Below are 24,539 nucleotides of genomic sequence, written 5' to 3'. Positions count from 1 at the left end.
TGGCCGCAATATTGTCGGCGCTTTTGCAGAGAATAAGTGTGTTTGACAATGTCGACGCTTAAGAAACGCCAAATGCGCTCACATCCACGTGGAAGCTAAGGCCTGCTACGACCGCGGCCTAGTCATCGATCTGAAGCGGAACGGGTATCGCCAAACCACGCTTGACGATACCCAGAGCAACATTGGTCGTGAAGCGTTTCACATTCGGGTTTTCACTAACCAAGCGTGACATAAGCTCATCATAGACTTCCGTATCTGGCGCAGTAATGATCAGGACGAAATCTGCCTCGCCTGTTACGTAAAATGCTTGCTGGATATGCGCTTGGGCTGCCATCCAATTGCGAAGCTGCGAGAGCAGCTCTGGCCTCTCGCGCTCGACCTGCAGCGACACGACATAAAAGGTCGGCTTCCCAATTTTCTTGGGATCGACAATGGCTGCATCCCTGATGATCACGCCCTGCTCGCGCATGCGACGGAGTCGTCGCTGCACTGCCGATGGTGAAAGGAAGACCTGCTCGGCCAGACGCTCCGCCGTTAGCCCCGAATCCTCCTGAACTAGATTCAGGAGTTGACGATCGAATCTGTCCAGTTCCATTTACGACGGGTCCTTAGCGCTGACTGAAACGCAGAAAAAAAGCGAAGCAGATACAGATGTTGCCATGAATATGCGTTGTAGCGCCCCTAGGATCGTAACCTCATCACCTCGGCGCAATCCATGGACTTCGCAAAGTTACGTATCTGTATCGACCATATTTGGGAGGTAGACATCACGCCTGCCCTGCTTGCCTACGTTGCCATCCCCTGCCAGTCCCCCGCATTCGATAGCGCCTGGGCGGAAAATGGTCACATGGATCGCGCAGTGACTTTGTTGACGCATTGGGCTCGCGAACAACTCCGTGATGTGCCGAACGCCACGGTGGACGTCGTCACGCTGCCGGGGCGCACTCCGGTCATCTTCGTGAACGTCCCTGGGGAAGGAAGTTCACCCGTGCTCATCTATGGTCACCTCGACAAGCAGCCACCCATGGATGGCTGGATGCCCGGACGAAGTGCCTGGTCCCCCGTCATGGAAGGTGACCGCCTGTACGGGCGCGGCGGTGCGGACGACGGATATGCAATCTTCAGCGCGATCGCAGCCATTCGGTCACTACGGGAGCAAGGCCTCGAACATCCGCGATGCATGATCCTTATCGAAGCCTGTGAGGAATCGGGAAGCGAAGATTTACCGCACTACATCGAATCCCTCGCATCAGAAATCGGCGTGCCTTCGGTCATCATTGCGCTTGATGCCGGTTGTGCCAACTATGATCAGCTTTGGATGACAACGTCTCTTCGCGGCCAAGTGGCGGGCAAGCTGACAGTCCGCGTGCTCAACGAAGGTGTGCATTCAGGCGATGCATCAGGCGTGGTTCCATCGCCTTTTCGAATAGCCTGCCAATTGCTATCGCGTCTGGAAGATCCGGTCACCGGCAAGGTTGTCCCAGACTTCCATGTGAACATCCCCGATGACCGCCAGCAGCAAGCCGCTGATGCAGCAGCTGCACTGGGTTCCGCATTCTATGATTCATTGCCGCTACCCAAGGGCATGACGCCAATCTGCGACGATGTCTCAGAGCTGATGCTCAATCGTTCCTGGCGCCCGCAGTTGACCATCACGGGCCTCGATGGCCTCCCGGCGGTAATGAATGCTGCAGCGGTCATGCAGCCATTCATCACACTGAAGCTCAGTCTCCGCCTCCCTCCTCTGTTGGAGCCTGAGTCTGCGGCGCGGCGGATGAAGGCGATTCTCGAGTCCAATCCACCCTACCAATGCGAAGTAACGTTTCACATCGATATGGCTTCTAAGGGATGGCATGCACCAGCGACATCGCCATGGCTTCAGGCGAGCCTGGACAAGGCGTCGCATCGTTCCTTTGGGCTACCTGGAGCGCTGATGGGCGGAGGTGGCGGCATTCCATTTTTGGCAATGCTAGGTGACCGGTTTCCCGCGGCGCAATTCGTTGTCACTGGCGTGCTTGGGCCGCAATCCAATGCACACGGGCCAAATGAGTTTCTGCACGTACCAACTGCCAAGCGAATCACCGAAGTCGTCGCGCAAGTGCTAAGTGGTGCGCGCGACCAAAACTTCACGCTTGGGAAAGTTGAAATTTAGTGCGACAGCTGGATCTTCCAACCGAGCTCACTGTCCGGTTCCATCAACCACCATTGACGACGATGAAACTCCTCTATCAAACACATTCGCCTTATGCGCGAAAAGTTCTTGTATTTGCCTATGAAGCTGGCATCGCCGACCGGCTCGAAGTCATCCATCACGAAACTAGCCCCTTGCAACGCAATGAGCTTGTCTTTGCCGAAAATCCGCTTGGAAAGGTACCCGCCCTGATACGGCCCGGGCTGATGTCAATCTTCGACTCTGATGTCATCTGTGCCTACTTGGATACTTTGCATGACGGTCGCAAGCTGATTCCCGCCGATGAGGAGGCGAAGTGGCAGGCGTTGCGCGTTCAGGCCGTTGCACAGGGTCTTGCCGACGCCGGCATTGCCATCCGCTGGGAGACAACGCGAAGGCCCGAGGCGTTCCGATATGAATTGTTGCGTGACGGCTATATCCAGAAGCTAACAACCAGCTATGACTGGCTTGAACGCGAGTTAGATACGGCGTCACCGACTCACATCGGTCATATCGCCTTGGCCACGACGTTGAGCTGGATCGCGTTTCGGGAGCTACCTACGTTTCGCGAGGGCCATCCACGGCTCGCCTCCTGGTTTGATGAGTTTGAGAATAGGCCGTCGATGCGCGCTACACCGCTTTCGGGTGAAACGCACGACTAAGTAAAGTCCCCTGGGCATGCTCGCTGCGCGATGTCGCTTGGCGAGCACTGCCATTTACCTCCGAAGGGCGCATTGGCACTGACTTCGTCTCGATTGTTGAAGCATTTAAAACTGGAGCTAGGCCACTTCTGTGGCAGTGATCTGACCTCTTCGCGCGAATTCACTCGGGGTCAGTTTGCCGAGTGCGTCATGCGGACGGTGATGATTGTAATCCAGCCACCAATGGTCGATTCGTGTCTGCGCATCTTCCAGTGACACGAAGTCAAAGACGTTGAGATATTCGTCGCGCAGGCGACCGTTAGAGCTTTCGATAAACGCGTTTTCCGTGGGCTTTCCAGGCCGAATGAAGTCCAGCTTTACCCCTCGCTGATAGGCCCAAGCATCGAGTACCTTCGAGGTGAATCCGGTTCCATGATCAACCGTGATGGCCTTGGGAGGCGGTCGCGATCGGGACAACGTTTCCAAGACGTCGACGACGCTCTGTCCGGTCAACGCGAACTGGGTCTCCAGCAACACACTCTCGCGACTCCACTGATCGATTACGGTGAGCACCCAACACTTGCGGCCCGTCGCCAGCTGATCGTGCACGAAGTCCACCGACCAGTACTGGTTCGCGGCGATTGGCTTGGGCACGGCACCGCGATGCAGGCTTAGTCGTTTCGTTCGACGCGGGCGCATGCGGACCTGTAGGCCTTCCAGGCGGTAGAGCCGATGAACCCGGTTACGTCCGTCCTTCCACCCCTCCCGCCGGAGCATGATCCAAAGCCTGAGCGACGGTGGCGTTATCACGGGCCCAGTGAAGCAACGAGTTGATCTCGGCGAGCCTGGGTGACAGGAAACGGGCATCGCCACTTTCGGACCGAGTGGTAAACATATTGATGCTGTCAGTCGAAAGTGGAGTTGCCCGCGTGTTTTTCGGCGCTGTGCCGACCAGGCGCATCATTTATTGCAAGCGGGCTCCGCACCTTGAGCAGCGGCCTCGTGAAGATAGCGAGTGACGATCGCCTTAAGTCGCGGATAGTCGGATCGATCAGTTACGGCTCCGGCGATCGTTTGTCCAGAAATTGGCTCCTGAGCAACGATAGTGCCCCAAAAGCCCGAGTGCCCTATCGCTGCAACGCCTTCAAAATCGTATGCGAACACACCTGATCGATAAGGGCTGCCCTGCGGCAGGCCCTCACTCGACTTCATAAGCGCTAGTGTTTCTGGATGGCGAAAAATTCTCCCGCCGAGCAAGGCATTGAAGAAGGTCGTCAAATCCTTCGTCGAGGCCACAATGCCGCCGCCGCCATAGAGGTCCATGGTAGGACTCCAGTTGTAGGTGTCGATGCCCTCATACAGCTGATGCGCCCGCACACGCCCCTTTGCGGGCTCGTATTGTTCCCAATAGGTGCTTGGAACCCCGAGCTTGTCCAATGCTAGTTCCTTGCGCACCGCGCTAGGTAGACTCTCTCCGGTTACTCGTTCGACAATCGCACCCAGCAAAACATAGCCCGTATCAGAGTAAGAATACCGCTCGCCAGGAGCCCCCACTGGATGAGTCCATTCGATCAGACGCTGTATGTCCGAAGACCTCGACCATACTGTCTGCGGATCGGCCTTTATCGTCTCCATGAACTGAGGCGCTTGTGCGTGATCGGCCAACCCTGAGGTGTGGGTCAACAAATGGCGAACCGTAATCTTGCTCGGGTCATAGCCACCACGAACGAGCAACTCTAACCAATCTGCCGGCAACCATTGCGTTATCGGGGACTGAAGATCAATCCTGCCGTCCTCCCATAGCCTCAGCACGGTGGCTGCCACATATGTCTTGGTAATACTCGCAATCCGAAACCCTTCGGCCCCCGTAATCTTGCTCGCCCCGGGTGGCTTCGCCTGGAAGACCTCGGTATCCCGTCCTCCGAGACGCGAAAGCGTGGAGACAACGATCTGGGCATGGAGCTCTGAAATTTCGGGCGCGCTGCCGGTAGCCTTCATCAGGCAACGGTCCGCAGCGAAGGAAGGCACAACCCAGACGAGCAGCGCGCAAACACCGAGTGTTCTTTTCATATGATGATTCGTAGGCCAATGAAAATCGTAGAGAGGACCGGCGCCTGCAAGGCGGCCGACTGATCATGTCGCATGAACTGAGGAAGGATCGCGAAATAGACCATCCTTCCCTTGGGATTGAGGACGGCAGTTAGAAATCCCTTGCGGAACTGATTCGTTATCCGCCGAGCCGGCAGACGAACATCTCCGGGCTTCATGGCCGATTTGAGCAACGGTGGGGCCAGGCGGCACGAGTCAGGCGAGTGCTGCGAGTGGTGCGGGAAAAAAGCTGCGCTCCCAGTTCCTCCTCCAATTCCTTGATGGCACGCGACAGCGGCGATTGCTCGATATGCAACCGCTCGGCCGCACGAGCGAAGAGCCGGAAAGCAGCGTAGATGGCGAAACTCAATTCACCCTCCCGACACTAGGCGAGACGCGACGTTCTTCAGAGAGTGCTGTGGGCTGGCTTCGCCCATGAGTTCTAATTCTCCAATGATCGCGTCGGCGCCGGCCTTGAGAACGCATGCCGCGATAACTTCAACCGCAATCGAGAGATCATCCAGCGCTGGATACGAGGGGGCTATCCTCAGCTGCGCGTCCTGCGGATCCCTGCCGTAGGGAAAGCAAGCCCCTGGCTTGGCGAAGGTCACGCCAAGCGATTGGGCCAGACTGGCGACGTGCTTGGCGGTGCCAGGCACCACTTCCAGACTGATGAAGTAGCCACCGCCCGGCTCTGTCCAACGCGCAAGACCACTTGGGCGCAATTCACGTTCAAAGATTTCTTGCACACGGTCGAACTTTGGCCCGAGCAGACGCCGATGCTTTTCCATCAAAGTCTTGATCGTGTCCAAGTCCCTAAGGAACCGCGCCTGACGAAGCTGATTGAGCTTGTCGGGGCCTACGCTTCGCAGTGCCGCAGCCGCCAGCCACCATCGCACGTTGGCCGGAGACGCGCCCAGTATCGCGATGCCCGCGCCGGGATGGGTCATCTTCGAGGTCGATGTGAAGATCAGCGCGCGATCGGCATTTCCGTGGCGGACACACGCGCCGTACAGGTCGGCAACATTCTGGTCTGTCTCCGCCAAGGGATGCACCGCATAGGCGTTGTCCCAAAACAGCCTGAAATCGGGCGCGGCGGCTGGCATCGAGGCCAGGGCCTCGACGACGCTTTCCGAATACACCGTACCCGTCGGGTTACTGTATTTGGGCACGCACCACATGCCCTTGATCGTCGGGTCATTGGCAACCAGCCTGCGGGTGGCCTCAACGTCCGGTCCATCGTCCAGCATTTGGACGGGGAGCATGCGGATGCCGAAGTCCTCGCACATGGAGAAGTGCCGGTCATAACCCGGAACCACGCATATGAATGCCGCGCCACCCTCCTGCTCGGCCCAGGGTGCCTTGCCGCCGGGAACGCCTTTTCGCCATGCCAAAGCCAGACATTCGTACATGAACGAAAGACTGGAATTCCCATGCACAATCACCTGGTCTTCTGGAACGCAGACCAGCGGAGCGAACAGCCGTCTAACGTCCAGTATCCCTTTGTGTCCACCATAGTTGCGGCAATCTAGATCATCGGCGGACAGCGGGGGCTCGACCAACGCGGCGTCGAGTAGACCATCCGACAGGCACAGTTGCTCCGGGGAAGGCACGCCCCTGGACATGTCGATCCGCAGATTCAGCTTTCCCAGTTCCACGATGCGGCGCTCGGCCTTTGCTCTGATGGTCCGCAGGAAGTCCAGCGATCTTGTTTCGGCTATGGGGCTGTTGAGGGAGTGGGTCATGGCGGGTCCTTGGTGTAGAAAGCGAAAGCGGCCTATAAACAATGCAATGGGTGGAAGCGAGGCTTCATGGGCCGACGGCCCCGCTGCTGTCGTTCCCGTGCAAGCGCATCACACTGAACACGCTACCGAGAAGGGCGCAGCTGCCTCCAAGCCATAGCGCCATCACCGGCCCTGCGGCCTGCCACCAGTGGAAACACTGGGCGACCAGGGCGGCGCCACAGGTCTGCCCCATCAAACGTGAAATCGCCACCAAACCGCTGGCGCCGCCGCTTCGATTCGCGGGGGCCTTGCTCATAATTTCGCGCACGTTGGGAGCCTGAAAGAGGCCGAATCCGGCGCCGCACAGCGCCAGACGCAAAGCGACGCTGGCCTCTGTGGCGTCGTGAGGCATCGTCGCCAATGCCCACATTCCAACTGTCAGAGCAAGGAGGCCGACGCTGCACAACACGCCCGGCGAGAGCCGGCCTCGGTCACTCAACGGGGCCGCAATCAGCGCCATGAGCGCGACGACGAACGGCCAAGCGGCAAGGAGAAATCCTGTCCCGACCACCGACACACCCAGCGACCGCTGAAGGAAGAACGGCAAGGAAACCAGCGCGAGCGACTGCGTGGTGAATGCGCAGATCGAGGTGAGCGACGAGAGCCGGACAACTCGGATGCTCATCAGGTCCACGGCCAGCATTGGTGCTTGATGGCCTCGTTGCTTGCGCAGCAGCAACGCAAGACAGAGGCCGGCCAAGGCCACCGAGCCTATCGCGAAGCCTGCTCCTCCCCCGTTCTCGACCGAGCACAACCCCAGGGTGAACACGGTCAGGAATGCGGCGCATAGCGCGGCAGACACTGCATCGAACCGATGCCGGCTGCCTGCGGCATCTGGCAAGTGCCGCAAGGACAGCGCGATGGATAGGGCCGCAATAGGCAGATTGATAAAGAACAACCAGTGCCAACTGGCGACCGTCAGCACCGCCGAGGTGATAACGGGTCCCAGAGTGAAGCCGATCGCGACGAACAGCGCGTTCATTCCAACCCCTCGGCCCAGCATGTGAGGGGGATAGATATGGCGAATGAAGGCGGTAATGACGCTCATGATGGCCGCCGCGCCGATCCCCTGCATTGCTCGGCCGCCGACGAGCAGTGGCAGTGTCGAAGCTGCTCCGCAGATCGCCGATGCAGCCGCAAAGACGATGAGGCCCCCGACAAATACTTTCCGGTAGCCAATGGATTCACCCAGCGCAGCAAACGGCAACAAGGCCGCGATCATTGCGATCTGGTACGCATTGGCGACCCAGATGATGGTTGCCTCGCTGGATCGGAGGTTCGCCGCGATCTGAGGTAAGGCCGTGTTGGCGATGGTGGTATCGAGCGCAGCCATGATTGCTGCGCTCATCAGCGCGACCGTGCACAGGATGCGCTCGCGCGCGGGATCTGGCTGGTCTGCGATCACTGCCAAACGGGGTGGAGACGTGGTCACGATAGCCAAGGATTTCGGGTCACCCAGTTCTTGAGAACTTGATGATTCCAGAGCCACTATTATCTGTACAATGAATATTGATGATATTCACATTCATAGTACGGATGAAGTATCCAGATGAACCTTCGACGGGTAGATCTGAACCTCTTGGTCGCACTCAATGCTCTGCTAACGGAGCGACATGTCACTCGTGCTGCTTCGCAAATCGGGCTTAGCCAGCCCGCGATGAGCAATGCGCTGCGCAGGTTGCGTCATGTGATGAAGGACGAGCTTTTGATCCGAACGCCTTTCGGCATGGAGCCCACGTCGCGGGCACTCGAACTCGTTGAGCCAGTTCGCCAAATCCTGCGGCAAGCCGAGCGGGTTCTTGAGTCACCCAGCCATTTCGATCCGGGGACATCCACCACGCGGTTCCGGGTTCGCATGTCGGATGTTCTTGGCTACCTTCTCATGCCAGGACTTCTTTGCTCGATACAGCGCGAAGCCCCAGGCGTCATGCTCGACGTGGTTCATCTTCCCCCCGTTGATACGGTCAGCGCGCTGGAGTCCAACGACATCGACCTGGCCGTGAGCATGGACCTTGAGCTGCCCTCCTCCATCCGCAGCAACGCATTGCTCCATGACAGGATGGTGTGCGTCATGTCGGAGCATCATCCGCTAGCTCGAAAGCGCCTCACACTGTCGAAGTTTCTGGAGCAGGATCACATCAAGGTTTCGATCAGTCCCCTCGATGGCCGGTACGTGGACAGCGCACTGGCGAAAATGGGGAAGGCCCGGAGAGTTGCCGTGAATGTTCCGCACTGGTTGCTTGTCCCTCATCTCTTGAGAAGTTCGACCATGATATCGGTGCTGTCCGAACGTCTTGCCGAGCGCGCCGGCGCAGGCTTGGCGCGCTGTGACCTGCCGTTCTCCAGCGACAATTTCAGTTGGTCCTTGTATTGGCACAGGCGCAATGACGTGGCGCCGGCCCAACGCTGGCTCCGGACAAAGTTCACCGAGACGGCTACGGAATTGGCCGACACCAAGTTCGCCCCAGGCAACTCGCATGGTTCTCTCTAAATCATTCATCCCTCTAGTGTTGCTCCCGGGCTTCATGTTGGACGAATCGCTATGGGACGACATGGCTGCCCGGCTCGGACAAGATGCACCGATCCATCGCCCTCGCTTGGCGCCGGGGGCGACGATCCAGGCGATCGCGGAAGGCGTCGCAAGGGCGGCACCCGAGCGATTCGTTCTGGTCGGATTCTCCTTGGGGGGATACATCGCCCGAAAAGTGGCGGAGCTGTACCCAAACCGAGTCGCCGCATTGATCCTGATTGCCACGTCTTTGCGGGTCGATAGCGACGAGCAAGCAAAACCCAAGCACGATGCCGTCGCCTCCCTCAACGCCACCAGCTTTCGTGGATTGAGTGCGGCGTCGATTGGCAAGTCGCTGCATCCGGACAGGCGCGGTGACAAGGCGTTGGTGGACAGGATCAAAGCGATGGGCGCGCGTCTCGGCTATGAGTCACTGGCCATTCAAACGAACCTAAGGCGTGATCGAATCGCCGCCGCATCGTTGACGTGTCCCACCCTGGTGATCGCAGCTGCTCAGGACGCGTTGCGGACTCAAGAGGAAGCCAACGAACTTGCCGAAACGATCCCGAACGCGACCCTCAGATTCATAGACCAGTCCGGCCACATGCTTCCGCTGGAGCAGCCCGAGGCGCTGGCCTGCGAAATTGAGCAGTGGCTCAAGTCGCTAAAAGGTCTTTCATAGTCGGGGATTGCTAGCGTCCGCTTTATCCGACGGCTGGTCCACGTTGCCGCCCGATCTCCCATGACACTCCACCGCCGCGCACCGTCGCGGCGATCTGTTGACCTAGCCGCTGTTCGATCACCGACCGCCACGGCACCAGGCCGAATCCCATGCCGTCATCGAGCATGGCGTAGCGCCCGCTGGCGAGCATGATGCTACGCCGGTAGATGCCGGCCACGCGCTGCTCGTCGGCCACGGGCCGATGTTCCTGGCCGGTTTCCGCAGCGATCTTCTGCGCGGCCTGCACAAGCTCGAGCCCGCGCAGCGTTGTCAGCAGGTTTGGGGTGCGGGAGAGGTGTTGATGCCATGGCTTTATCCGGTCACCGCCCGGGCAAGCACCACGCTGCGGACTTCTCATCCAGAGCGGGTGCGTGCAACCGGTCGGTTCGTCGCTTTTACTCGACCTTCCGCCAAACCGAGATCGGCACATCGCCGTTGGGGCGTGGCGCCACGCGATAGCTGAGGATGCTGCCCTTGAGCTCGTACTGCCTACGTTGGTCTTGCCCCTCCGAATTGGGGAACGATGCGCCCTGGATGTGAATGACGATAACGTCGGGATCCTGTTCGATGCTGAGCGTGCCGAAGCTGGTGCTTGAACCCATCACGGCTGATTTGTACTCATCGGGCGTTCCCTTCGCTTTGTCCCCCGAACGGAAGGCTGGCCGCTCGGCCTTGAAGATCTGCAATGAGTAGTGTCCCTGGTTGTCGACCAGCAGCAGACCTTTGGGCTGGGCGCCGTAGTCGGCTACGCGCGAACCATCAGGGTGCTGGACGTCGGCTGCCACCAAGGTCCAGGTGCCAGCCAGCGACGGCACCTCGCGGGCCGAGCCCGCTAAGGTGGCAGAGCTCCAGAGCGCACATGCCGAGAGGAGCGCTACGATGATGCGACCGGTGTTTGCTGTACGAAAGTTCATGCGTGAATCCCGAGGTTGGGGGGCGCCGTGGCGAATGGCCTGCCAGGGCTACTGGATGCTAGGCTCGGGATACGCTTAAGAAAATCTGATAATTCGAAATCGACCCATCGAAAAAGCGAAAGTAATGTCCCTGCCGAACCTGGATATGGACGCCATGCGAACGCTCGTTGCGATTCTGCAATCGGGTAGCCTGGGACGCGCGGCGGAAAGGGTCGGCCGTTCGCAATCGGCGGCGAGCCAACAGATCAAAAAGCTGGAAAGCCAACTGGGCCAGCCCCTGTTTCGCAAGCAAGGGCGAAGCATGGTGCTGACGGAAACCGGAGAGCTGGTGCACTCCTATGCGCGTCGCATCCTTGAGCTCAATGACGAAGCTGCCCGTAGCGTGGCCGGCATATCGGTGGAAGGTGTCGTGCGCTTTGGCCTGCCCGGCGATTTTGCGGAGACATGGCTACCTGCAGCGTTGGGGCAGTTCAAGGGTAATCCCCCCTCAGATTAGCTGACGCCAAAAGTGGAATTTCCTCGTAGGTTTTCCCGAGGAGGTTCCATGAAGAAGTCCCTTTTCACCGACAGCCAGATCCTAGCCGTGCTTAAGCAAGCCGAGTCCGGCACGCCGGTGCCACAGCTGTGCCGCGAGCACGGCATCAGTTCGGCAACGTTCTACAAGTTGCGCAGCAAGTTCGGCGGACGAGTTCGGCTGCAACGCGAATAAGGTGGAGGGGTGGTCGCGGTCGAGGCGAGGGGGACTTTAGGCGCGCGACCGCCCCTCCGAAACTTTTGAGCGTTAGCCAGGGTGGCTGATGTATGGAAGCGCTGTCATGGAGCCCCGATACTTTGAGGTGCAAGCCGGATCATAGTGGTCGTACTGCCTCGTCGCCGAGGACGCGTGGCGAGCTGCGATTCCAAATCTTTATGCGTTGACTGCCGCTACAAATCGTCGGCAGCGGAGATCACCAATGTGCAGATGTGGTGTTGGCCGAGAGACTCGAGAGCATGCTGACGTTTCACAAATCGCCAACCCCGCACTAGACCATCCGGGCGTGCTACTCCGGTAGGTCTATGCTGACTTCAAAGAGTAAGAGCGCCTCCGGCGCACGCCCAATACTCATGCCGTTGCCCAGCTATTTGCCGAACGAGCGTCCTTGGGGATAGTCGAATGGATTGCAACTTCGTCCTTTCTCACTTGCGACGCTCGACACCTTTCGACTGAAAATCGCGGCGCCTCCGAGGAACAAAATGGCCGTGACTAAATTCCATCCGAGGATCATCGCGGTAGCATCGAGTGGATGAAACATTGATAGAGCGGTTGCGGTGATCGCTGAAACTGCGAGGCTCCCCATCAGGATGATCGATGTGGGCCCGAGTGCAGCATCCTGGCTCTGCGGCCTCGCTGACCGCCTGTCTCGCTGACCGCCTGTAACCACCGCTCGCGTGGCAAACGGCGACGCCAAATAGCCGTCTCATGCCGATCAACACCGTAGACCTGGAAGACCTGCTTGGCCACGTCGCCCCCAATGCGCGTTAGCTTCATGGCGGACTCCTCCTCGCTGTGGACTGGTTGTGTCGCAACTCCAGTCTGGCACTCTTAGATGCCGAGGGCGGGAGGAGTCCATATACGGACACCCATAGATCAGCGGGCGATCCATATCGTTTGCTTCAGCACGCGTTTGGAGCGTGGCGCTACTCGTTGGCGAATCGCTACTCAGTAGCGCGGCGCTCCCTTGAGATGCGGGATAGGTGTTGACGCTATGGCTTTATCCGGTCACCGCCCGGGCGAGCACCAGACTGCGGCCTCTCATCCAGGGCGGACGTGCGATCGGTCGGTTCGTAGTTTCTACTCGACCTTCCGCCAAACCGAGATCGGCACATCGCCGTTGGGGCGTGGCGCCACGCGATAGCTGAGGATGCCACCCTTGAGCTCGTACGGCCTACGTTGGTCTTGCCCCTCCTGATTGGGGAAGGATGATCCCTGGATGTGGAAGTCGAGAACGTCATGATCCTGTTCGATACTGAGCGTGCCGAAATGGGTGCTTGTACCCATCACGGCTGATTCGTACTCGTCGGGCGTTCCCTTCGCTTTGTCCCCCGAACGGAAGGCTGGCCGCTCGGCTTTGAAGATCTGCAAAGAGTAGTGCCCCTGGTTGTCGACCAGCAGCAGACCTTTGGGCTGGGCGCCGTAGTCGGGCACGCGTGAACCATCAGGGTGCTGGACGTCGGCTGCCACCAAGGTCCATGTGCCAGCCAGCGACGACACCTCGCGAGCCGAGCCTGCGAAGGTGGCGGAGCTCCAGAGCGCACATGCCGAGAGGAGCGCTGCGATGATGCGACCGGTGTTTGCTGTACGAAAGTTCATGCGTGAATCCCGAGGTTGGAGGGCGCGCTGGCGAATGGCCTGCTAGGGCTACCGAATGCTAGTCTCGGAATACGCTTAAGAAAATCTGATAATTCGAAATCAACCCATCGGAAAAGCGAAAGTAATGTCCCTGCCGAACTTGGATATGGACGCCATGCGAACGCTCGTTGCGATTCTGCAATCGGGTAGCCTGGGACGCGCGGCGGAAAGGGTCGGCCGTTCGCAATCGGCGGCGAGCCAACAGATCAAAAAGCTGGAAAGCCAACTGGGCCAGCCCCTGTTTCGCAAGCAAGGGCGAAGCATGGTGCTGACGGAAACCGGAGAGCTGGTGCACTCCTATGCGCGTCGCATCCTTGAGCTCAATGACGAAGCTGCCCGTAGCGTGGCCGGCATATCGGTGGAAGGTGTCGTGCGCTTTGGCCTGCCCGGCGATTTTGCGGAGACATGGTTACCTGCAGCGTTGGGGCAGTTCAAGAAGGCCCACCCGGCGGCTCGAGTGGAAGTCGAAGTGGAGCGCAACGGGCTCTTACTAGAGCGCCTCGATCGAGGTGAATTCGATCTCGTCCTCGCCATGGGCTATGGCAGCCGCTTGGATGCCAGGCGCCTGGCCACGTTGCCCATGACGTGGATAGGGCCGGTAGGGTCGGAGGTGATCCTGAAACCCGGCGTCCCTCTGGATCTGGCGCTCTATAACTCACCCTGTTTCTTCCGCCGTGCAGGCATCGAGGCGCTCGACAAGATCTCCGTTCCCTGGCGACTGGCCTACGCCACGGCAAGTTTGCAGAGCCTATGGGCGGGAGTGGCGGCCGGCCTCGGCATCACGCTGAGAACAACGGCGGGTATACCGCCGTCTCTCATGCGGCTCGATGAAAGACACGGCTTGCCTCCACTTCCCGTCGTTGAACTGTGCTTGCACTCGGGGAAGAACACAGCAAACCCCGCGTTGAGCCAGCTCGAGCGCGTGGTGATCGACCATGCTGTCGGCAACCTTGGGTTGTAGTGGAACGCCGCCAGGTAACCACGGATGTCGGGCAATGTGGCCCTCGATATCTGTGTGATTTGCTTGGCTGCCTGCGTGTGGAAGGTACGTTTGACTTGGGCGTGTTCGCCAATGCCACACCCAAGAGCAGCACAAGTACCGCGTGGATGATCATAGGCATGGTCGGCCAGGCCATATTCTCCGCTCGATTCGTCTTGTAACGGATCCATAGCGAGTATCGACGCGAAAGCACGATGCCCAAGTCGTTCTGGTACTCGAGCATCGTTGGCGGGGCGACGCTGTTTGCCCATGCCGTGTATCGACGGCCTCCTAGGCATCAGCCCGCCCTCACCGCCACTGCGAAGGTGGCTGGAACAACATGGCACACGGGCAAACTGGCGTCCTTTTTCAGAAGAGCGCGACACTGGCGAGTCACTTCACGCCAAGGCAAACGCCATACGAGCAGATCTGTTGGTGATGGGCGCTTGGAGGTGGCCACGAATGAGCGAGCTGGTGTTGGGCGCCACGCGCTGGCTGCTTAACCATGCCTCCATCCCGCTGTTCCTGGCGCACTGATGCGCGAAGCAGACCATGCACCGGCACGTGCGGCGGAGACACGTACGCCTCTCAGATCATCTCATTGCTTCGGGTCAAAAGCGGACGTGCCACGAGTGTGGTTGGCGTGCAAGGTATCGCATAGGGGCACCACCCTGCCCTCGCCCCCTGGATGCTCCGCACCCCCGACTAGGGTCCACGCGGTGCAACGAGTGCCACAAGGCAATCCTCCACCGAAAGCTTTCCTGCAATGTGACTGCTGCGGCGACCGTTTGGTTGTGGCCGAGCAGAGCCCGCTGTCGTTATGCCGCTCGGCGAAACCTACTGGTCTATGGACATTGTCCGGCTCAGGCTGTGTGAAAATCCCAGGCAACGTTGGCTCATTGGCCCCATACGCAATTTTTCGACGATTCGTCGAGCGCGAGTCTCTGAAATCGAACGCTCGCCGAGCGTATTGCTCATATTCTGCCGGGCAGAAAAGCGACCTTTGAGCCTCCCATGCTCGGGGCCCAATGCGGTCATCAAATTCAGAAGGATGCCCAGGCGCGCGCAAACATTGCCACCATGCATCCCATTCCATCAACCTCTTCGCCCGGCACGAGTATCCGTTCATACAAGTCGTCGTTCCAGACTTCATGAATCGATGGCTGCCTCGCAGAGTCTCGCAATAACCCTGCTACCTTCGCGGGCCTCATCTTCACTGGAGGGAGCGAATTCGGTCAGTGTGAGACCGACCACGTCGGCTTGACGTGCGATACGGCTGACCAAGGCGATCGCGTCTTCAACTTTGAGCGCGCCGTCGGGATATGCGACGTAAGGAAATTCGCGCGGATCGAGCACATCCAAATCGAAATGGATATGGACAGGCCCGCTGACGGATACCTGCGAATCCAGCATTTTTAGATCCAAATCCCGTTGCAGCGCCCAGTCGCCGTCGTCACCAACCTGGATGCCGAAGTAATGGAAGCGGCCCGGGTCAACTGGCACGCCAAGAAATGGTTGCATCGGCTCCGGCGCGCGCCCGAGGATCGCGCTCACCGGCATACCGTGAAAGTTGCCACTGGGAGAAGTCGCGGGCGTATTGGCATCGAGATGGGCATCAACCCAGATCACGTGGAGGCTTGGATGTATGCCATTCAGATAATCGATCACGGCAACATCGACTGCGCAATCGCCACCGGCGGTTAGCACGCGCCTCGCTCCGGAGCGCGCGAGAATGGCCTGTGCGCCACGGAACTGCGCAAAGATCGCATCCCAGCGCCGGACGCCGTGAGCATCATCCGCATCGTGGTCCCAGAGCGGCACGTGGACTAGCGGCGCGTATTGTCCACAAACCGCGGCTGCCGCTGCAGCACCGCGCGGAAGGTTCTCATGGCGGCCCGATCCTTGCCATTGCGAGTAGGCGAGGCTGAGGTCGAAAGGTATCCGCGACGATTGCATCTGCTTCGTTCCCCGTTCCGATCTGTCATTTCTCGATAATGCCACGCCCTCCAGCTCCGCTGTCGTGCTCAGTTTTGGCCGGATGCAGGCAGTCCGATCCGCTGATCAGTACACCTGTGACCGCTGGTGATGGCGAGCAATCCCGAGAACGAAAATGGGCAAGGCGCTGGGGACGATGAACAGAGTGATCGCTGGCTTTTGGTCAGTTTCACCGACGACGCCGGCCAACTGTTGCGGCGAAGGCGAGCGGGAGGGGCAAGAGTGTTCGTGGGCTCCCAACCCATCGCTGCCTGTGGCGATCGCCCGCCTTGCGGTAAGCGGAAAAGCGGCCAACCCAGGTCACGGGCGGCAGCCGACGGGAGGCGAACCTCGTTGTTAAATGTCGGCTGGACGGGGCATGGGTGTCATGTTGGCGAAAGCGCCCATTCGGCAGCCCCACGTGCGTGAATACTCGTCGTGTCAAACAGGGGAACGTCCGAATCTTGCTGCCCAACCAACAGCGAGATCTCGGTACAGCCAAGAATGATCGCCTCTGCTCCTTGGGCCACCAAATCGGAAATGATTCTGCGGCACGCAGAGCGAGACTCGGGAAGAACGCTTCCGAGGCACAGCTCTTCGTAGATGATCCGGTGTACAACTTCGCGACCCTCTTGCTCTGGCACTAGCACGCGAAGTCCGTGGCATTCAGAAAGCCGGTCTTTATAAAACTGCTGTTCCATGGTGAAGCGGGTACCGAGCAATCCAACCGTTGAAATGTGAGCTCTCTTGATCTCAACGGCCGTAGTGTCAGCGATGTGGAGCAATGGAATGCGAACGGCCGATTCGATCGCCGGCACCACGTTGTGCATCGTGTTCGTGCAAAGCACCAAGAAATCAGCGCCCGCCGACTCAAGTACACCAGCAGCCGCGCCAAGCACTCCGCCGGCAGCCGCCCAGTCTCCGGAATGCTGCATGCGCTCGATGTCATGGAAGTCGACGCTGTAGAGCACGATCTTTGCGGAATGAAGGCCACCCAAGCGCTCCTTGATCGCTTCGTTGATTTGACGATAGTAAGAAGCCGTCGACTCCCAGCTCATACCTCCGATCAGACCAATAACTTTCACAGCAACCTCCTGATGGCGCTTGGTGGCAGCCATCGTTCAACATCGGCCCCGGCTGGCGGGGAGTCGTACCATTCGATGGCCTGATCATGAACCTACCGCCAAGTAGAGAATCTAATAAACATTCAATAGCACTCAGATGGCGACTGAGCAGGCCCCTGCAGTTCCGACGTCCCCCAAATATCGCAAGCACGCGCTGGACCCACATAGTGTTTCGACTGAGGCAACGGCGACAATAGATGCGAGGCACTACACGTTACATAGCCACTTCGACTGGATGACGTGATACCACTTCGCATGACCATCAGGTCTGCCACGGCCTCGTTGGAAGCACCGCCAATTGCCGATGACGGTGACCTCATCCCCGCCATGTGATCGCCTTGACGGTACCGGACCTAAACGCCCTATCTGTGAAGAAACCAGTCCGAAAGAGATCTGTGGACGTTTTCCAATGCTTGCTTGTCGGCGGCCCAGTTATGAGGCATGCCGGCCAACTGCTCAAATTTGATTCTTTGCTCAGCTTGCCTCTTCCGATAGTACGGTAGCAGGGTCTCATACAGCGCCAACGCGTTCATCGACGCGATCACGGAGTCATCGCTCCCGTGTAACAAGAGAATGGCGGGAGGTGCCTTTCCCTGCACGATGTCGGCTGCATGCCTGGTGGCATCCGTTTTCTCGGCCAGGCTTCGAGATTCCGACGACCAAGCATATGGCTTACCAGTGACGTTCTCCATTGCCTCTATCGACGCGCTCAGGCCTGTCGAGGCGTTGATCAGCGCCGCTGTGCCGACGGAGACCTTTCGTTGGGACATGGCGTAAAGGGCCGCAGCACCACCGGCAGAAAAACCGACCAAACCGATCTTCGCCTCCGGCTCCATGCAGCCACGTCGCTTCAACGCGTCCACAACGAGTGGCAGCTCGTCCCCTGCCCCGACCACCGTTGGCTTAAAGACCAGAAGTCCGAAGTCTTGCCCCTGAAGACGAGCAAGCTCCTTAAGGCCTCCTGCAGGAGCGCGATCACCGAAGAGAGGCAGTCCAAGATAGACCTTGACCGAAGGAACGTCGTCGAGTGGGAGCGCTTCCATCATTGCGCGCTCGCTCGCCGGCGGCCCGTAGCCGTGCCAGAGGACAATCGGCGGCCTGGTCGCGGTTCGTGGTACGCGAAGCATCGCCGGAACGCCGGCAAGCGTCGTTTGCACGGTGGTAACTTCGGCCCCGGTTCTCTGAATTGCGTTACAGGTAACCGTCTCATCCACTTTGACGACATCCCGAACGGCGACCACTTCCTGGTCTGCCGATACGGAGTACGAGAAAAAAGTAGCAATGAACGCGATTGCGATCATTGAAAAGCGCTGAGAGCGACACGTCGACATCGGTAACAGCCAGTTCTGCATCAATTTTCCTTTGCCCTTTGACGGAATTGGCGGCACCCTGTGCGCCGCATCTATTCGCCATCGATGATTCGCAACCGTTGTTACGTTGCCTGCCGAATAAGCTCCCGCTCTGTCGCCGCTATGCGCCAAAGTATTCGCCCCTTCTCGGCCATGACCGACTGCACCGGCAGACAGACCCACGATAAGTTCTAGCTCTTGAACGTCTGCCTGTATTCCCTGAAACAGCTCTGGGAATTCACGAGACTAGGCAGCAAATGGATACAAACCGCATAGCAAGACAAGTCAATTTCTTGATGGGACTAAACCTCCCGCAGGTTCGACTCATAGCGTCAGTCTCAAGGCCACCATAGCCATGCATGCATATGCAGAAACAGCGAACATTGCCCGAGCCAGAGCTACGTTCCCCATGGCTTAACCGGACTCTCACGGCGGAGGAGTGGTCACCGCAAGGCTTGGACGCACGGAATGCTGCTCCAAGTACTGCAGCAAGTTCGGCGCCGCTTCGATCGCGGCGGCCCCTTCCGGCAATCTCCGAACGGGGATAAGTGTGGAGAGCAAGAGCGCGTCGGCGAACGTGAATCTGCCTGCGGCAAGAAACCCGCTTATGGCAACCCTTGAGTCCAGCATCGTGATCAATCGCTCCATCTTCGGTAGCGTCTCCTCAACCGCCGCACGATTGACGGACCCGTCAGGCGTGCCTGGAAAGCGGTAGGCGTAAACGTAACCCCTCACCATGATCGGATCGACCGATGTCGCTACGATCGATACCCATTGCTCGATTTCAGCGGTGAGCGCGATCGTATCGGCTTTGATCATCGGTGTGTCAGGGTAGAGTCTGTCGAGATAGGCGACGATAGGCCAAGCCTCAGCGAGCGTAAGATCGCCATGGCGCATGACCGGAACCTTGCCCAGCGGATGGATTGCTGCGACGAGGGGCGAGTGAGGCGGTACCGGATGGTAGTCATACTCGATCTGCTTTTCCTCGCATGCGATCCTGACCGCTCGCACAAAATTGCTGCGGTACATTCCGAAGATTTCGATGTTGCGATGGTCGATTTCCACGATGCTTTCCTTTTTTGTAGATAGGATGGGATGCGATCGCGCGGCCAGTTTTTCTCATCATACGAGCCGCAGCCTGGCGTCCTAGGTGACGCCCACTTTTTGGTTGCGGCAGCGAGCATCGGTGGCGTTACCCACTAGGCTTTGCCCGTCGGTTGCCGGTGTAATAGACAAGTTTTCCATCAGTACAGATGCGCTTACCAGAGAAGCAGACCAGTAGGTTCCTACAGAAGGTAGAGGCCTGGGTCGACGTGAAGGAACCGTGCCGCAAACGCCACGCTTTGGGCAATCATCTAAAGCAGTTTGTTAGCTGACCTATATCCAGACGTCGCTTTCGGTCGTTCGCTCGCCAACGTCATCCACGGTGTTGAGGACTCGTCGCGGCTCGATGAGAAGAAGTTTTACCTCGTTCGCCGCATAAGGCTTATGTTCGACGCCCTTCGGGACGACGTACATCTCTCCTTGAGAGAGATGTACCAGGCCGTCTCGGAAATCGATGCGCAAGTCACCCTCAAGAACGATAAATGTCTCATCTGTGTGATAATTCTGGTGCCAAATAAAGTCGCCCTCGGTCCTGACTATCTTGAACTGGTAATCGTTCATTTCGGCGACGACTTTTCGTTTCCACCGCTCTTTGAACAGTGCAAACTCTTCAGCGAAATTTATTGCGGCACGACTCATCCAGCTTCCTCCTTCCGACTTACGCTAAGTAGAGACGGTTCCCAGGCATCGCATGGAATCACTAGTCACGCCCGACAGCCTAGCTGCCGCGTGGCTCGATCAACTTACCCATCACTGCCACCCTGCAGAAACCGGCCACGAATCCTGCCGCACCTGCCATATCAACAACGACACGATCGCTACTACGAGACCAGTCACGCGAGCAAGCACACGGCGGACGGCGGCAGCTGCGGCTCCGTTTGGCGCGATTGACTCCTTAAGACCGGTGTATGCACATGGCTTATGCCCACGGCGACGATGGGGTTTTTCATAAGCTTCGTCTTGGAACGGAATATCAATGCACAACGTGCCTTTAGGTGCACAACGATTTAACCGTGAAGCGATGGTAGCCGTTGCGCCTCAGCCAGCGAAAAGAGCTGCCGATCCTGGATAATTTCGAGATTGCGACCGTGCCATTCACGCTCAAATGCAGTCGGCCAGATACCTTCGGCGAGGCAATCTTCGATTTGAATATTACGAATGCTGATCTTGGGTTCGTTAGATTGGCGCGCATTGCCTACCCGGTCACGTAGACGATCGAGATAATGGCGAGCATCGTCGAACGCGTGGCCTTCGAGAACGCCGATATGGCCGGGAATAATCCTTCCACGGCGCAAACGCTGGAACCGGATCAGAGCCTCGTTGATCATCTCCGGAGCTGAGGATCCCAGGTAAACCGTGTGGCCTACGATGGCATCGCCGCAAAGCACGAGGTCGTAACTTGGTATGTCGACTCCGACCGCGCACATCGTTTTCCCGGGATTGTGGAACACCTCGATGGCGTGCGATCCCCACTCGAACATGAACGTACCGGTAAAAGTGATCGTCGGGCGAACGAACTGCGCGTTCTCCTCGTCGCGACGCACACGCTGGGACAGAAATGTATGCATGAAATGCTGATGGGCGATTATCTGCGCCTCTGGGAAAAGGCTCAGTCCGGCCATGTGATCGCTCATGTAATGCGTCATGACGACAAGTTGCACGCGTGCGCCGAGGCTGTTTTCGATGTGCCGGCGCATGGCTTCAGCATCAGCGACGCTGGCTAGCGTATCGATCAGTAGTGCCCGGCCACGATGCAGAATGGCGGTAGCCACGGACTCTAGAGTATCGCCATGAAAGACGACGACGTTCGGTTCGAGATGCTCGATGCGCATACCATGAGCCGTGCGGATACCAGGCTGCGCAGTATTCATGGCGCGACGGGTGGAGTGAAGCGATGATTTTTCAAAGTACGATGAACACGATTCATCTGTGCGAGATCTGTCGGCGACAGGCTCATCTCTGAAATATGCGTTAGGGCGAGCTTGTTAACTCGCTTGATCGGTTACTTTTTCGCCTTCTCGGCCCCCAGCGCTTTCGGACTAACAGGACATCACCACAACGCCTGAGACCGCGCGGCGGTCTCGCTTGCAAAACTTCCGGGGGCGTTCGCACGAGCGATCCGGCCCGGCGTGGACTTTTTTGACTGCCATTTAGGCAACATGTCACCCACAGCAAACATCATCTGATACCTGGTTTCGAGCGCCAATACATGCCGGGCGACACCTTTGTCCTGCTCGCTGGCACACCACAGGTCGGGTTGGCGGTCTGCAAGCACATGGATTTCCACCATAGCGGCCATGCTTATGCAGAACGCCATGCGCAGCTACTACTCGCGCCCGCGCAGAATCTCAGCGTAGACGGAAGGCTTCATAGCCGCATGGCAATCATGCGCGGCGTGGAAAGTGGCTGCGCCATCGCACGTACGGCTCGTTCCGACCGTCTTACTTAAGTGACGACCGTGGCCGCATCGTGGTAGAGACATCAAGCGAAGAGCATGACGCTGAACTGGTGGGCAATCTCCCGCTGCGCGACACGCACACTCTGTATGCGCGCCTGGGGGACTGGTTCGCCTGGCTCACCTTGATTGCCTTGGCTGCATGGCTAGCGCCGACCTTCCTGCCTTGCCGTGCATAACGATAGATTGAAGCCCCCGCTCGAAGTATTCGCGACTTTCCGCCCCGGGTCGAAAGCGGACACTGGTCGCCTATCTGTTTGCAGCAGACATCAGCCACGCTCGAAATGACTCCCCGGCAGGGGTGCGTTGGGCTGTAGCCGATTGCACCAGATAGTAGGCCCCAACAGCTTTCAGGGCTCGCGATCCGATTCGTACAAGAGTCTTCGCAACCAACGCATCTTCGACCAGCACGCTCCGTCCGAGGGCAATTCCTTGGCCCGCTTCAGCAGCTTGCAGTAGCAGCGACGAATCACCATAAACCGGACCCGAGGCTTTCGCATTTGAGCTCGTGTCAGTTCGCCTTAGCCAATCGTCCCAGTTAAAAAAATCGTCCCGCAATAGTACGCCGCTCTCAAGATCCTTCAGGTCATGGATACCGGATCCCTTCAGATAAGCGACTGACGCCACGGGAAATACTTCTTCGTCAAACAGCTTTTCGCCATACAGACCTGGCCAGTCCCCATTCCCGTAACGAACCGCGAAATCGACGTCTTCGGCATCGAGGTCGATGAGCTCTGGCGTCGCGTGCAGTTTGAAGTCCACCTCCGGGTGGGCCCCAAGAAATATCCCCAATCGGGGCATCAGCCAGCGACTCACGAATGAAGGTGGCGCGCTGAGCGACAAGCGATTGTGATGCTCGCAACGCAGCGATCGTCCGACGACAGCCAGCTTTCCGAGAAACTCTTCGACCACATTTCGAAGCATCTCGCCCGCCCTCGTAAGCGAAACATCGCGATGGTTTCGCCGAAGCAGCTTCGTGCCATAAAACGTCTCGATGGCTCGAATTTGATGACTGACTGCGCTCACAGTCAGGTGCAGCTCTTCCGCAGCCTCGGTGAAGCTACGCAAACGGCCAACGCATTCAAACGTCCTCAATGTATGCATCGGCGGCAAGACGTATCGCATGACCATCCTCAAAGTTGAAGCACTTTCAACGATGCATGAAGAAATATCGCTTCACGCCAGATCGGGCCGTTTGAATACTAAAGACCTGCCGGACGCAATAGCCAATCAGGCCGCCTTACTGCACACCAACTAAACGCTTAGCGCTTGGACTGGTATCTGCACCCTAAACGTTCCGTTCGGAGAATATATGCGATTTCTCATCCCTCTATCGCTACTAATGGTGTTAATGGTGTGCGCACTGGTTCGTCCGGCACGTGCCGAAGCCCTCCATGAGGGCTGGCAAACCGTCGATGGATTACACATTTTCTATCGCGAGGGCGGTGATCCAGCGGATCCAACTGTGGTTTTTCTCCATGGCAATCCTCTTTCGTCACTGATGTACGTGAAGGTGATGGAGTCGCTGGCATCCGGTCAACACCTGCATGTCATTGCCATGGACTACCCTTCATTCGGCTATTCGGATGCACCAGGACATCTCGCCTATGCATACACGTTTGACCATCTGGCACAGACGGTGGATGACTTTCTGAAGCTACGCGGCATATCCCGATACAGTCTTTATATGCAAGATTACGGCGTGCCCGTCGGCTTCCGACTGATGACGCTTCACCCTGAAGCTGTTGCATCGGTCATGGTGCAAAACGGCGTCATTCACCTCCAAGGATTCCCTTCCGCCCAAGACCCCGATGGCGAACTCAGGCAGCATTGGGAGCACCGAAACTCCGCGGTGGATCGGCGTCGCGCGGCTTATGTGCTAACACTCGCCTACCCGAGGGCCAACACCTGGGAAGATGAAGATCACGCGGGCCCGGACGCGACGATGCAGATGATTGCCGCTGCACAAAGACCGGGAATCATCGATGCCCGAAACGATCTGTGGTTTGACTACGGAACTAACGTCAAACGCTATCCGGACTGGCAGTCACTGCTTTCGCATCTCAATGTGCCAGTACTTGTCCTCTGGGGCAGTCAGGACAAGTTTTTCACCACGCCAGGCGCCTTCGCCTATCTGAAGGATGCGCCTGAGGCAGAGATCCACATCCTCGACTCCACGCATTTCGCGACTCTTGACGCCCCCGATGCCGTGTCTGAATTTGTCGGTAACTTTCTGGCTCGGCATCGACAAGCTTTGAAGTGAGCACTTGCTGGCCACTCTCACCAATCAGTGTCCGCCATGGCGCGATGGTGATGAAAAATTTGCCTCCAAAATATT

At 58.2% G+C, this 24,539-nt stretch carries 25 protein-coding genes and 3 pseudogenes; 10 read left to right on the top strand and 18 right to left on the bottom strand.

The genetic code is table 11. The features are described 5' to 3' along the window. Positions 1 to 118 precede the first annotated feature (118 nt). The gene (locus AC3CBN_RS14865) at positions 119 to 595 is read right to left on the bottom strand and encodes an Lrp/AsnC family transcriptional regulator (protein ID WP_488633784.1); all 477 of its coding nucleotides are present in this window, start codon (positions 593 to 595) and stop codon (positions 119 to 121) included. Positions 596 to 715: 120 nt separating this feature from the next. Here AC3CBN_RS14865 and AC3CBN_RS14860 point away from each other — a divergent pair, with 120 nt between their 5' ends. Next, positions 716 to 2,152 (top strand): M20/M25/M40 family metallo-hydrolase, encoded by a 1,437-nt coding sequence (locus AC3CBN_RS14860; protein ID WP_488633783.1) that lies wholly within the window; start codon positions 716 to 718, stop codon positions 2,150 to 2,152. Positions 2,153 to 2,214: 62 nt separating this feature from the next. Beyond that, positions 2,215 to 2,832 carry a glutathione S-transferase family protein gene (locus AC3CBN_RS14855; RefSeq protein ID WP_488633782.1) on the top strand — a complete coding sequence of 206 codons (618 nt, stop codon included), beginning with the start codon at positions 2,215 to 2,217 and terminating at the stop codon, positions 2,830 to 2,832. 117 nt (positions 2,833 to 2,949) lie between these two features. On the opposite strand, the gene AC3CBN_RS14850 is transcribed toward AC3CBN_RS14855, so the two are convergent. From AC3CBN_RS14850 to AC3CBN_RS14830, 5 genes and pseudogenes are all read right to left on the bottom strand, one after another. Next, on the bottom strand, positions 2,950 to 3,588 hold the full coding sequence (locus AC3CBN_RS14850) for an IS3 family transposase (RefSeq protein ID WP_488633781.1): 639 nt from the start codon (positions 3,586 to 3,588) through the stop codon (positions 2,950 to 2,952). A 183-nt stretch (positions 3,589 to 3,771) separates the two neighbouring features. Beyond that, entirely contained in the window at positions 3,772 to 4,881 is a 1,110-nt protein-coding gene (locus tag AC3CBN_RS14845; protein WP_488633780.1) for a serine hydrolase domain-containing protein, read from the bottom strand. Between the two features lie 226 nt (positions 4,882 to 5,107). After that, positions 5,108 to 5,270, bottom strand: a pseudogene (locus AC3CBN_RS14840) (LysR family transcriptional regulator); the annotation flags it as partial. After that, a complete protein-coding gene (locus AC3CBN_RS14835) occupies positions 5,271 to 6,644 on the bottom strand; it encodes an aspartate aminotransferase type Ic (protein WP_488633779.1) in 1,374 nt (457 codons plus the stop codon). Positions 6,645 to 6,708: 64 nt separating this feature from the next. Next, positions 6,709 to 8,115, bottom strand: a complete 1,407-nt coding sequence (locus tag AC3CBN_RS14830) for an MFS transporter (RefSeq protein WP_488636740.1) — start codon at positions 8,113 to 8,115, stop codon at positions 6,709 to 6,711. Positions 8,116 to 8,232: 117 nt separating this feature from the next. Here AC3CBN_RS14830 and AC3CBN_RS14825 point away from each other — a divergent pair, with 117 nt between their 5' ends. Both AC3CBN_RS14825 and AC3CBN_RS14820 read left to right on the top strand, forming a co-directional pair. After that, positions 8,233 to 9,174: a LysR family transcriptional regulator gene (locus AC3CBN_RS14825; protein WP_488633778.1), complete on the top strand. Its 942-nt coding sequence runs from the start codon at positions 8,233 to 8,235 to the stop codon at positions 9,172 to 9,174. After that, positions 9,161 to 9,874 carry an alpha/beta fold hydrolase gene (locus AC3CBN_RS14820; protein ID WP_488633777.1) on the top strand — a complete coding sequence of 238 codons (714 nt, stop codon included), beginning with the start codon at positions 9,161 to 9,163 and terminating at the stop codon, positions 9,872 to 9,874. Before AC3CBN_RS14825 ends, AC3CBN_RS14820 begins: the two co-directional genes overlap by 14 nt. Before the next feature lie 22 nt (positions 9,875 to 9,896). Here the strand turns inward: AC3CBN_RS14820 and AC3CBN_RS14815 are convergent, their stop codons facing one another. Next, positions 9,897 to 10,271 (bottom strand): DUF3363 domain-containing protein, encoded by a 375-nt coding sequence (locus tag AC3CBN_RS14815; protein WP_488633776.1) that lies wholly within the window; start codon positions 10,269 to 10,271, stop codon positions 9,897 to 9,899. Positions 10,272 to 10,308: 37 nt separating this feature from the next. Beyond that, on the bottom strand, positions 10,309 to 10,827 hold the full coding sequence (locus AC3CBN_RS14810; protein WP_488633775.1) for a lipocalin-like domain-containing protein: 519 nt from the start codon (positions 10,825 to 10,827) through the stop codon (positions 10,309 to 10,311). Between the two features lie 154 nt (positions 10,828 to 10,981). On the opposite strand from AC3CBN_RS14810, the gene AC3CBN_RS14805 reads away from it, so the two are divergent. Next, positions 10,982 to 11,323 carry a LysR family transcriptional regulator gene (locus AC3CBN_RS14805; protein WP_488633774.1) on the top strand — a complete coding sequence of 114 codons (342 nt, stop codon included), beginning with the start codon at positions 10,982 to 10,984 and terminating at the stop codon, positions 11,321 to 11,323. A gap of 48 nt (positions 11,324 to 11,371) precedes the next feature. Then, positions 11,372 to 11,512 (top strand): annotated as a pseudogene (locus tag AC3CBN_RS14800) (transposase); the annotation flags it as partial. Positions 11,513 to 12,253: 741 nt separating this feature from the next. Here AC3CBN_RS14800 and AC3CBN_RS14795 read toward each other — a convergent pair. Next, a pseudogene (locus AC3CBN_RS14795) lies at positions 12,254 to 12,355 on the bottom strand (IS110 family transposase); the annotation flags it as partial. Between the two features lie 303 nt (positions 12,356 to 12,658). Beyond that, positions 12,659 to 13,177, bottom strand: coding sequence for a lipocalin-like domain-containing protein (locus AC3CBN_RS14790; protein ID WP_488633773.1), 519 nt, complete (start codon positions 13,175 to 13,177; stop codon positions 12,659 to 12,661). 124 nt (positions 13,178 to 13,301) lie between these two features. Here AC3CBN_RS14790 and AC3CBN_RS14785 point away from each other — a divergent pair, with 124 nt between their 5' ends. Both AC3CBN_RS14785 and AC3CBN_RS14780 read left to right on the top strand, forming a co-directional pair. Next, the gene (locus AC3CBN_RS14785) at positions 13,302 to 14,177 is read left to right on the top strand and encodes a LysR substrate-binding domain-containing protein (protein ID WP_488633772.1); all 876 of its coding nucleotides are present in this window, start codon (positions 13,302 to 13,304) and stop codon (positions 14,175 to 14,177) included. A gap of 233 nt (positions 14,178 to 14,410) precedes the next feature. Then, the gene (locus tag AC3CBN_RS14780) at positions 14,411 to 14,698 is read left to right on the top strand and encodes a hypothetical protein (RefSeq protein WP_488633771.1); all 288 of its coding nucleotides are present in this window, start codon (positions 14,411 to 14,413) and stop codon (positions 14,696 to 14,698) included. A 646-nt stretch (positions 14,699 to 15,344) separates the two neighbouring features. On the opposite strand, the gene AC3CBN_RS14775 is transcribed toward AC3CBN_RS14780, so the two are convergent. From AC3CBN_RS14775 to AC3CBN_RS14740, 8 genes are all read right to left on the bottom strand, one after another. Continuing rightward, on the bottom strand, positions 15,345 to 16,151 hold the full coding sequence (locus tag AC3CBN_RS14775; RefSeq protein WP_488633770.1) for an arginase family protein: 807 nt from the start codon (positions 16,149 to 16,151) through the stop codon (positions 15,345 to 15,347). A 404-nt stretch (positions 16,152 to 16,555) separates the two neighbouring features. Then, complete coding sequence (locus AC3CBN_RS14770) at positions 16,556 to 17,287, bottom strand: aspartate/glutamate racemase family protein (protein ID WP_488633769.1); 732 nt, start codon at positions 17,285 to 17,287, stop codon at positions 16,556 to 16,558. Between the two features lie 368 nt (positions 17,288 to 17,655). Then, positions 17,656 to 18,645: an alpha/beta hydrolase family protein gene (locus AC3CBN_RS14765; protein ID WP_488633768.1), complete on the bottom strand. Its 990-nt coding sequence runs from the start codon at positions 18,643 to 18,645 to the stop codon at positions 17,656 to 17,658. Positions 18,646 to 19,068: 423 nt separating this feature from the next. Further along, positions 19,069 to 19,707 carry a glutathione S-transferase family protein gene (locus AC3CBN_RS14760; protein ID WP_488633767.1) on the bottom strand — a complete coding sequence of 213 codons (639 nt, stop codon included), beginning with the start codon at positions 19,705 to 19,707 and terminating at the stop codon, positions 19,069 to 19,071. A 312-nt stretch (positions 19,708 to 20,019) separates the two neighbouring features. Continuing rightward, positions 20,020 to 20,385 carry a cupin domain-containing protein gene (locus AC3CBN_RS14755; RefSeq protein ID WP_488633766.1) on the bottom strand — a complete coding sequence of 122 codons (366 nt, stop codon included), beginning with the start codon at positions 20,383 to 20,385 and terminating at the stop codon, positions 20,020 to 20,022. A gap of 368 nt (positions 20,386 to 20,753) precedes the next feature. Further along, entirely contained in the window at positions 20,754 to 21,617 is an 864-nt protein-coding gene (locus AC3CBN_RS14750; RefSeq protein WP_488633765.1) for an MBL fold metallo-hydrolase, read from the bottom strand. A gap of 179 nt (positions 21,618 to 21,796) precedes the next feature. Then, positions 21,797 to 22,063, bottom strand: coding sequence for a hypothetical protein (locus tag AC3CBN_RS14745; protein WP_488633764.1), 267 nt, complete (start codon positions 22,061 to 22,063; stop codon positions 21,797 to 21,799). 387 nt (positions 22,064 to 22,450) lie between these two features. After that, entirely contained in the window at positions 22,451 to 23,326 is an 876-nt protein-coding gene (locus AC3CBN_RS14740; protein WP_488633763.1) for a LysR substrate-binding domain-containing protein, read from the bottom strand. On the opposite strand from AC3CBN_RS14740, the gene AC3CBN_RS14735 reads away from it, so the two are divergent. Beyond that, a complete protein-coding gene (locus AC3CBN_RS14735; protein WP_488633762.1) occupies positions 23,325 to 23,459 on the top strand; it encodes a hypothetical protein in 135 nt (44 codons plus the stop codon). The genes AC3CBN_RS14740 and AC3CBN_RS14735 overlap by 2 nt on opposite strands. A 54-nt stretch (positions 23,460 to 23,513) precedes the next feature. Next, positions 23,514 to 24,464, top strand: coding sequence for an alpha/beta fold hydrolase (locus AC3CBN_RS14730; RefSeq protein WP_488633761.1), 951 nt, complete (start codon positions 23,514 to 23,516; stop codon positions 24,462 to 24,464). Positions 24,465 to 24,539: the final 75 nt, after the last annotated feature.

It is taken from the genome of Dyella sp. OK584, from assembly GCF_057787755.1.
Note: the sequence above shows the minus strand (reverse complement) of the source record. Positions and strands in the feature narration are given on the sequence as shown.

What these genes read in the sequence shown, in the direction of transcription:
- AC3CBN_RS14845 (WP_488633780.1), bottom strand. Translation starts at nt 4,881, where the DNA reads ATGAAAAGAACACTCGGTGTTTGCGCGCTGCTCGTCTGGGTTGTGCCT.
- AC3CBN_RS14790 (WP_488633773.1), bottom strand. Translation starts at nt 13,177, where the DNA reads ATGAACTTTCGTACAGCAAACACCGGTCGCATCATCGCAGCGCTCCTC.
- AC3CBN_RS14740 (WP_488633763.1), bottom strand. Translation starts at nt 23,326, where the DNA reads ATGCGATACGTCTTGCCGCCGATGCATACATTGAGGACGTTTGAATGC.
- AC3CBN_RS14835 (WP_488633779.1), bottom strand. Translation starts at nt 6,644, where the DNA reads ATGACCCACTCCCTCAACAGCCCCATAGCCGAAACAAGATCGCTGGAC.
- AC3CBN_RS14855 (WP_488633782.1), top strand. Translation starts at nt 2,215, where the DNA reads ATGAAACTCCTCTATCAAACACATTCGCCTTATGCGCGAAAAGTTCTT.
- AC3CBN_RS14785 (WP_488633772.1), top strand. Translation starts at nt 13,302, where the DNA reads ATGTCCCTGCCGAACTTGGATATGGACGCCATGCGAACGCTCGTTGCG.
- AC3CBN_RS14750 (WP_488633765.1), bottom strand. Translation starts at nt 21,617, where the DNA reads ATGAATACTGCGCAGCCTGGTATCCGCACGGCTCATGGTATGCGCATC.
- AC3CBN_RS14780 (WP_488633771.1), top strand. Translation starts at nt 14,411, where the DNA reads ATGCCCAAGTCGTTCTGGTACTCGAGCATCGTTGGCGGGGCGACGCTG.
- AC3CBN_RS14755 (WP_488633766.1), bottom strand. Translation starts at nt 20,385, where the DNA reads ATGAGTCGTGCCGCAATAAATTTCGCTGAAGAGTTTGCACTGTTCAAA.
- AC3CBN_RS14865 (WP_488633784.1), bottom strand. Translation starts at nt 595, where the DNA reads ATGGAACTGGACAGATTCGATCGTCAACTCCTGAATCTAGTTCAGGAG.
- AC3CBN_RS14770 (WP_488633769.1), bottom strand. Translation starts at nt 17,287, where the DNA reads ATGGCTGCCACCAAGCGCCATCAGGAGGTTGCTGTGAAAGTTATTGGT.
- AC3CBN_RS14735 (WP_488633762.1), top strand. Translation starts at nt 23,325, where the DNA reads ATGACCATCCTCAAAGTTGAAGCACTTTCAACGATGCATGAAGAAATA.
- AC3CBN_RS14805 (WP_488633774.1), top strand. Translation starts at nt 10,982, where the DNA reads ATGCGAACGCTCGTTGCGATTCTGCAATCGGGTAGCCTGGGACGCGCG.
- AC3CBN_RS14815 (WP_488633776.1), bottom strand. Translation starts at nt 10,271, where the DNA reads ATGAGAAGTCCGCAGCGTGGTGCTTGCCCGGGCGGTGACCGGATAAAG.
- AC3CBN_RS14825 (WP_488633778.1), top strand. Translation starts at nt 8,233, where the DNA reads ATGAACCTTCGACGGGTAGATCTGAACCTCTTGGTCGCACTCAATGCT.
- AC3CBN_RS14810 (WP_488633775.1), bottom strand. Translation starts at nt 10,827, where the DNA reads ATGAACTTTCGTACAGCAAACACCGGTCGCATCATCGTAGCGCTCCTC.
- AC3CBN_RS14730 (WP_488633761.1), top strand. Translation starts at nt 23,514, where the DNA reads ATGCGATTTCTCATCCCTCTATCGCTACTAATGGTGTTAATGGTGTGC.
- AC3CBN_RS14820 (WP_488633777.1), top strand. Translation starts at nt 9,161, where the DNA reads ATGGTTCTCTCTAAATCATTCATCCCTCTAGTGTTGCTCCCGGGCTTC.
- AC3CBN_RS14745 (WP_488633764.1), bottom strand. Translation starts at nt 22,063, where the DNA reads ATGGCGTTCTGCATAAGCATGGCCGCTATGGTGGAAATCCATGTGCTT.
- AC3CBN_RS14775 (WP_488633770.1), bottom strand. Translation starts at nt 16,151, where the DNA reads ATGCAATCGTCGCGGATACCTTTCGACCTCAGCCTCGCCTACTCGCAA.
- AC3CBN_RS14765 (WP_488633768.1), bottom strand. Translation starts at nt 18,645, where the DNA reads ATGCAGAACTGGCTGTTACCGATGTCGACGTGTCGCTCTCAGCGCTTT.
- AC3CBN_RS14860 (WP_488633783.1), top strand. Translation starts at nt 716, where the DNA reads ATGGACTTCGCAAAGTTACGTATCTGTATCGACCATATTTGGGAGGTA.
- AC3CBN_RS14850 (WP_488633781.1), bottom strand. Translation starts at nt 3,588, where the DNA reads ATGCTCCGGCGGGAGGGGTGGAAGGACGGACGTAACCGGGTTCATCGG.